Genomic DNA, 6,815 nt, shown 5'->3' on the forward strand with positions numbered 1-6,815 from the left:
GGGGCGGCGGCCTTGCGGGTGCGCTTCGGCTTGGTCTCCGCGGCCTCGGCCGTGTCGACCGCTTCCACGGCCTTCTTCGCCGCGGTCTTACGGGTCCGCTTCGGCTTCTCCGCGACCTCGGCCTCGGCGGCCTCGGCCACGGTCTCCGCGACCGCCTCCGCCTTGGGAGCGGCGGCCTTGCGGGTGCGCTTCGGCTTCGCCGGCGCAGCCGGGGCCTCGGCCTGGACCGGCTCCTGAACCGGCTCCTGGGCCGGAGCGGGAACCACCGGCGCGGCCTCGGCGACCGGGGCCGGCTCGGCGACCGGCACCGTCTCCGCCACCACCGCGGCAGCGGCAACCGGCTTCGCCGCACGCGTGCGGCGGCGGCGCGGCTGGGCCGGGACCTCCGCGGCGGGCGCCGGGGCGGCGGCCTCCGCGGGAGCCATGGGCTCGGCGGTCACCACGGCCTCCGCGGCGACGGCCGCCGCCGCGGACGAGCCGGCACCACCGCGCGTACGGCGCCGGCGGCGCGGCTTCGCGGGCGTGGCGGGGGCACCCTCGGCCACCGGAGCCGCGGACGCGGCAGCGGGCGCCGCCGGGGCGGCCTGCTCCGCGCCGATCGCGGCACCGCCGCGGGTGCGGCGGCGCTGGCGCGGCGTGCGCGTACGGGCCGGGCGCTCCTCGGTCTCCTGGCGCCCGCCGCGACCGCGGTCACGGTCACGGCCGCCGCGGCCACCGCGGCCGCCGGTCTCGCCGAGGTCCTCGATCTCCTCGGCGGCGAGCCCGGCGAGGGTCCGCTCCGAGCGCGGCAGTATCCCCTTCGTGCCGGCGGGGATGCCGAGCGCCTCGTACAGGTGCGGGGACGTGGAGTACGTCTCCTCGGGCTCGTCGAAGGGCAGCTCGAGCGCCTTGTTGATGAGCTTCCAGCGCGGGATGTCGTCCCAGTCGACCAGGGTGACGGCCGTACCCGACTTGCCGGCGCGGCCGGTGCGGCCGATGCGGTGCAGGTAGGTCTTCTCGTCCTCGGGGGCCTGGTAGTTGATGACGTGCGTGACGTCGTCGACGTCGATGCCGCGCGCGGCGACGTCGGTGCAGACCAGCACGTCGACCTTGCCGTTGCGGAAGGCGCGCAGCGCCTGCTCGCGGGCGCCCTGGCCGAGGTCGCCGTGGACGGCGCCGGCGGCGAAGCCGCGGCGGAGGAGCTGGTCGGCGATGTCCGCGGCGGTCCGCTTCGTACGGCAGAAGATCATCGCGCGGTTGCGGCCCTCGGCCTGCAGGATGCGGGCGACCATCTCCGGCTTGTCCATGTTGTGGGCGCGGAAGATGTGCTGCGCGATGTTGGCGTGGGTCTGGCCCTCGTCGTCCGGCGAGGTGGCGCGGATGTGCGTGGGCTGGGACATGTAGCGCCGCGCGAGGGAGATGACCGCGCCCGGCATGGTGGCCGAGAAGAGCATCGTCTGGCGCTTGGCCGGGAGCATCGTGATGATGCGCTCGACGTCGGGGAGGAAGCCCAGGTCGAGCATCTCGTCGGCCTCGTCCAGGACGAGGGCGCGGACGTGCGCGAGGCTGAGCTTCTTCTGGCCGGCGAGGTCGAGCAGGCGGCCGGGGGTGCCGACGATGACGTCGACGCCCTTCTTGAGGGCCTCGACCTGAGGCTCGTAGGCGCGGCCGCCGTAGATGGCCTGGACGCGGACGTTGCGCACCTTGCCGGCGGTCAGGAGGTCGTTGGTGACCTGCTGGCACAGCTCGCGGGTGGGGACGACGACGAGCGCCTGCGGGGCGTCGGTCAGCTGCTCGGGCTTCGCCCGGCCCGCCTCGACGTCCGCGGGGACGACGACGCGCTCCAGGAGGGGGAGGCCGAAGCCCAGCGTCTTGCCGGTGCCCGTCTTGGCCTGGCCGATGACGTCGGAGCCGGACAGGGCGACCGGGAGCGTCATCTCCTGGATCGGAAAGGGGTGCACGATGCCGACGGCTTCGAGCGCCTCAGCGGTCTCGGGGAGGATTCCCAGGTCGCGGAACGTCGTGGGGTTCGCGGTGTTCGAGGTATTCGAGGGAGTGGACAGGATCTTGCCTCTTCTGTGAGACGCGGCGCAGGGCGGCGAAGGGGGTCGTACAAGGTCGTACGGACCGCGCCGGGGTACTGTCCGGCCTGGGGACGCCGGGCGGCGCGGGACCACTGCCTTCGCTCGTGCACGCGTGCCGCGAGCGGATCCCTCCAGGTGCGTACGTCTCGTGCGCACCGCGCGGAGGGCGGTCGGTTTTGGAAGCCGATCGGGCCACCGACCGGGCATCCGCTGAGGGCCCAGGGGCTGGGGCGAGGAGATGCCCCCGGAGGACACAGCATGGGACAGCCTGCCGACACACTCGACAGGCGCATTACCACTGTACCCCGGAAAGGCGCATGTGTGTCCGGACAATCCTCCGGACAGATCCGGATGAAGTAGCTGACCTGGGGCTTCCGGGGTTGCGAAGCGGGCTATTGTGCGCTCCATGGAGACGTCCGACAACGCTGAGAACGCCAACGAGCCCGCCGAGGCGCCCACCGGGATCGCCGCCCAGGACTGGGAGCGCGCATCCGCCGACCCGCAGTACCGCGCGGCGGTCGTCGACCTGCTGGGCGCGCTCGCCTACGGCGAGCTGGCCGCCTTCGAGCGGCTCGCCGAGGACGCCAAGCTGGCGCCGTCGCTCGATGACAAGGCCGAGCTGGCGAAGATGGCCGCGGCGGAGTTCGGCCACTTCCAGCGGCTGCGCGACCGGCTGACCGCGATCGACGTGGAGCCGACCGGCGCCATGCAGCCCTTCGCGGCCGCCCTCGACGAGTTCCACCGCCAGACGGCGCCCTCGGACTGGCTGGAGGGCCTGGTCAAGGCCTACGTGGGCGACTCGATCGCCAGCGACTTCTACCGCGAGGTGGCGGTCCGCCTGGACTCCGACACGCGCGCCCTGGTGCTGACCGTGCTGGACGACACCGGCCACGCGACCTTCGCGGTCGAGAAGGTGCGCGCCGCGATCGAGGCCGAGCCCCGCGTGGGCGGCCGGCTCGCGCTGTGGGCGCGCCGGCTGATGGGCGAGGCGCTCTCGCAGGCGCAGCGCGTCGTCGCCGACCGTGACGCCCTCTCCACGATGCTCGTGGGCGGCGTGGCCGACGGCTTCGACCTCGCGGAGGTCGGGAAGATGTTCTCCCGGATCACCGAGGCGCACACCAAGCGCATGGCCGCGCTGGGCCTGGCGGCCTGACGCCGGCGCGCGGTACGGCACCGGCCCGGGCTCCGGCCCGGGCCGCTTTCGCTCCGGCCCTCTTCAGGCCGTGGCTGATCGGCGGGTCGGCTGGTCGCCCTGGCGCAGCAGCAGGGACAGCAGCGCGACGGCCACGCCCAGAGCCACCCCCAGGACGGCCGGGATCCGGCCCGGGCCGAGGACCGAGTGACCGAGCAGGGCGCCGAAGAGCGCCGCGACGGGACCGGTGGCGAGCGTCAGCGCCCGGGAGCGGAACTGCCCGTACCGCTCGGGGAGCCAGCGGAGGGCGCCGTAGGACACGGCGACACCGATGAGAAGCGAGCCGAGCACTTCCCAGAGGATCATCGTCACTTCCCTCCCGTACGGAGCGAGGGGCGGGTGCAAACCGGTCGAAGCCGTACTACCCCACGGGGATGTCCGGCAACCCTCCGGTGAGCATCGCCCCGGCGGGCGGCCGGCGGGCAACCGCCAGGCATCCGGTGTGCATCCGTAACGACAACGGCGGGGCCCCGGTGATTCCTCACCGGGGCCCCGCCGCAGAAGCGCTCAGAGGGCTCGCTCAGAGCGCGCCGAAGCCGACCTTGCGGGCCGTCGGCTCACCGATCTCCACGTACGCCAGGCGCTCGGACGGGACCAGGACCTTGCGGCCGCGGCTGTCCTCCAGGCTGAGCAGCGGTGCCTTGCCGGCCAGCGCGTCGGAGATCACCCGCTCGACCTCCTCGGCACTCTGCGTGCTCTCGATGACGATCTCGCGCGGCGCGTGCTGCACGCCGATCTTGACCTCCACGGCTTACGTCCCTCCGAAGGTGTGTGGTTGATGTCCACACATTAGCCCGGAAGGGACCTGCTCAGTGCTGCTCGGGGGCGTTCTTCGGGAAGCCCGCGATGCCGCGCCAGGCGAGCGAGGTCAGCAGCTGGACGGCGGTGGCGCGGGGCACCGTGCTCTCGCTGGAGAGCCAGTAGCGCGCGACCACCTGGGAGACGCCGCCCAGGCCCACGGCCAGCAGCATCGCCTCGTCCTTCGACAGGCCGGTGTCCTCGGCGATGACGTCGCTGATCGCCTCGGCGCACTGCAGCGAGACCTTGTCGACGCGCTCGCGCACCGCCGGCTCGTTGGTCAGGTCCGACTCGAAGACCAGGCGGAAGGCGCCGCCCTCGTCCTCCACGTAGGCGAAGTAGGCGTCCATGGTGGCCGCCACCCGCTGCTTGTTGTCGGACGTGGAGGCGAGCGCGGTGCGCACCGCGTGCAGGAGGTTCTCGCAGTGCTGGTCCAGCAGGGCGAGGTAGAGGTCCAGCTTGCCGGGGAAGTGCTGGTAGAGCACGGGCTTGCTGACCCCGGCCCGCTCCGCGATGTCGTCCATCGCCGCGGCGTGGTACCCCTGGGCGACGAAGACCTCCTGGGCCGCGCCCAGCAGCTGGTTGCGTCGGGCTCGGCGCGGCAGGCGCGTGCCCCGCGGCCGCGCCTCGGTCTGCTCGATGGCTGTCACGCCGCCTCCCATGATTGTTCACTGCACGGTGTGCACCGCGCCCGCCATCGTACTTTTGGGTAACCCGGGCGTGCGTGGTCGGAGCGGAGAATTTCACGGACCGGACGCTGTGGGAAGTCGACAAAATCCCGACAATTGACGCAGGCCTGCCCATGGCTCCGCGCTCATCCGCGGTTCATCCGCGGTTCAGCGGTAGTCGTCCTCGTCCAGCTCCACGACCCGCGCCTGCTCGGCGAGGTCCGCCTCGTTCGCCGTGTCGGGGTGCAGGGCGGCGAGGGGTTCGTCGTGCTGGGGTGCCAGGTCGGTGTGCTGCTCCGCGGCGTCGGCCTCCGGGGCCTCGGTGTCGTACTCCGTCACGTCGGCGTCCTCCTCGTCGAACTCTTCGAACGTATCGGGGTCGGTCGGGTCGACAGGCATGCGGACCCTCTCTCCGGTATCCGGGATGTGCGCCCTCGTGCTTCCTTGCCGTCGAGCCTAGGAGACGAGGACCCGCACCGCCAGGCGATCTGTGACGCCCGCCACAACGGGCCCGGCGTGATCGTCTCGTAACATTGCCCGCATGTCTTCGACCGAGTCACCGGATGCCCGCGCCGTGCCCGTGGTGCCGCCCGGTCGGCCCTCGCGCGTCAGCGCCGGCGAGGAGGTCCGCACGGTGGCCCTGCCCGGGGTCACCCTGGCCGTGCGCTCCCGCCCGCCCCGGATGCCCGGGCTGCCGCCCGTGCTCTGCATCCACGGCCTCGGCGGTTCCTCGCAGAACTGGTCCGCGCTCATGGAGCTGCTCGCCGGCGACGCCGCCTGCGAGGCGCTCGACCTGCCCGGCTTCGGCGACTCCCCGCCCCCGGACGACGGCGACTACTCGATCACCGGCTTCGCCCGGACGGTCATCCGCTACCTCGACGCGAGCGACCGCGGCCCCGTCCACCTCGTCGGCAACTCCATGGGCGGCGCCATAGCCACCCGCGTGGCCGCCGTCCGCCCGGACCTCGTCCGCACGCTCACCCTGATCTCGCCCGCGCTGCCCGAGCTGCGCCCGCAGCGCACGGCCGTGCCCACGGCCCTGATCGCCGTGCCCGGGGTGGCCGCCCTCTTCGCCTGGCTGACGAAGGACTGGACGCCCGAACGCCGTACGCGTGACGTCCTCGCGCTCTGTTACGGAGACCCCGGACGAGTGACATCGGAGGGTTTCGCCCTGGCCGTCGCGGAGTACGAGCGCCGGCTGGAGCTCCCCTACTTCTGGGACGTCATGGCCCGCTCCGCACGGGGAGTGGTCGACGCGTACACCCTTGGGGGCCAGCATTCGCTGTGGCGCCAGGCGGAGCGCGTCCTTGCCCCTACTCTTCTGGTCTACGGAATGCGCGACCAGCTCGTCTCCATCCGGATGGCCCGCCGTGCCAGCAGGACTTTCCGCGACTCGCGGCTGCTGACGCTGGTGGAATCGGGACATGTCGCCATGATGGAGGACCCGGACGCGGTGGCTCGTGCCTTCCGCGACCTCGTAGCGGACACCGTCACTGCCGATCGGAGCGCCTCGCCTCGTGGGTAAACACAGCGCACGCGCCCCCCGCGCCGTCTCCCGGCCCGCCGCGCCCGCCGCCTCCGGCGCGGGCGGCGGTCCGGGCGCGGCCGGTCACGACGCCACGGCCGCCCCGCAGGGCGAGAGCGAGGGCGAGCCACTCGCCGGGCCCTTCGGCCCGGCCGGTTCTCCCGGGCCCGCCGGTCACTCGGGTCACTCCCACTCCTTCGCTCCTTCCGGAGACCTCTTCGGGGGACCCGCCTCCGCCGGTTCCTTCGACGCCTACGGCGACCCCGGCGACGTCGACGACTTCGACGCCTTCAGACGGCAGGACGTCGGCGTCGGCTGGGGCGTCATCGGCGTGCAGCGCGTCCACGGCGCGGACGCCGGGGCCTACGGCCCCGGGAGCGTCCCCGGCGCCGACGCCCGCCTGGCCGGATACCTCGGCGGATACGCCACCGAGCAGGAGGCCGCCCCCCTGCAGCAGGTTCCCGAGCCGGCCCACGGCTCGCCGTACGACATCTCCTACGAGGGGCAGTCCGCGCAGACCTCCCCGTACTGGCTGGGCGGCGCCCCCTCCACCGCCGCCCAGCCAGTAC

7 protein-coding genes and 1 pseudogene are annotated in these 6,815 nt (G+C 73.2%); 3 read left to right on the forward strand and 5 right to left on the reverse strand.

Annotated elements, in window-relative coordinates; all coding sequences use genetic code 11:
- Positions 1-1,916, reverse strand: a 1,916-nt coding sequence (locus tag ACSNOH_RS32415; RefSeq protein WP_436725031.1) for a DEAD/DEAH box helicase, incomplete at its 3' end; no start/stop codon positions are given.
- A gap of 553 nt (positions 1,917-2,469) precedes the next feature.
- Here ACSNOH_RS32415 and ACSNOH_RS32420 point away from each other — a divergent pair.
- Positions 2,470-3,216 (forward strand): ferritin-like fold-containing protein, encoded by a 747-nt coding sequence (locus ACSNOH_RS32420; protein WP_436725032.1) that lies wholly within the window; start codon positions 2,470-2,472, stop codon positions 3,214-3,216.
- A 63-nt stretch (positions 3,217-3,279) separates the two neighbouring features.
- Here ACSNOH_RS32420 and ACSNOH_RS32425 read toward each other — a convergent pair whose 3' ends face one another.
- The 4 genes from ACSNOH_RS32425 to ACSNOH_RS32440 all read right to left on the reverse strand — a co-directional run bounded on the left by ACSNOH_RS32425 (position 3,280) and on the right by ACSNOH_RS32440 (position 5,120).
- A complete protein-coding gene (locus ACSNOH_RS32425) occupies positions 3,280-3,561 on the reverse strand; it encodes a hypothetical protein (protein ID WP_436725033.1) in 282 nt (93 codons plus the stop codon).
- A gap of 214 nt (positions 3,562-3,775) precedes the next feature.
- The gene (locus tag ACSNOH_RS32430) at positions 3,776-4,003 is read right to left on the reverse strand and encodes a DUF3107 domain-containing protein (RefSeq protein WP_356290361.1); all 228 of its coding nucleotides are present in this window, start codon (positions 4,001-4,003) and stop codon (positions 3,776-3,778) included.
- A gap of 61 nt (positions 4,004-4,064) precedes the next feature.
- Complete coding sequence (locus ACSNOH_RS32435) at positions 4,065-4,703, reverse strand: TetR/AcrR family transcriptional regulator (RefSeq protein WP_030366183.1); 639 nt, start codon at positions 4,701-4,703, stop codon at positions 4,065-4,067.
- Between the two features lie 186 nt (positions 4,704-4,889).
- Positions 4,890-5,120, reverse strand: a complete 231-nt coding sequence (locus ACSNOH_RS32440) for a hypothetical protein (protein ID WP_436725034.1) — start codon at positions 5,118-5,120, stop codon at positions 4,890-4,892.
- A 142-nt stretch (positions 5,121-5,262) separates the two neighbouring features.
- On the opposite strand from ACSNOH_RS32440, the gene ACSNOH_RS32445 reads away from it, so the two are divergent.
- A complete protein-coding gene (locus ACSNOH_RS32445) occupies positions 5,263-6,246 on the forward strand; it encodes an alpha/beta fold hydrolase (protein ID WP_436725035.1) in 984 nt (327 codons plus the stop codon).
- Positions 6,239-6,815: pseudogene (locus ACSNOH_RS32450) on the forward strand (hypothetical protein); the annotation flags it as partial. The gene ACSNOH_RS32445 and the pseudogene ACSNOH_RS32450, both read left to right, overlap by 8 nt.

Origin of the sequence: Streptomyces sp. URMC 127 (assembly GCF_051386535.1) — a bacterium.
Taxonomy (GTDB): domain Bacteria; phylum Actinomycetota; class Actinomycetes; order Streptomycetales; family Streptomycetaceae; genus Streptomyces.

What these genes read in the sequence shown, in the direction of transcription:
- ACSNOH_RS32420 (WP_436725032.1), top strand. Translation starts at nt 2,470, where the DNA reads ATGGAGACGTCCGACAACGCTGAGAACGCCAACGAGCCCGCCGAGGCG.
- ACSNOH_RS32425 (WP_436725033.1), bottom strand. Translation starts at nt 3,561, where the DNA reads ATGATCCTCTGGGAAGTGCTCGGCTCGCTTCTCATCGGTGTCGCCGTG.
- ACSNOH_RS32440 (WP_436725034.1), bottom strand. Translation starts at nt 5,120, where the DNA reads ATGCCTGTCGACCCGACCGACCCCGATACGTTCGAAGAGTTCGACGAG.
- ACSNOH_RS32445 (WP_436725035.1), top strand. Translation starts at nt 5,263, where the DNA reads ATGTCTTCGACCGAGTCACCGGATGCCCGCGCCGTGCCCGTGGTGCCG.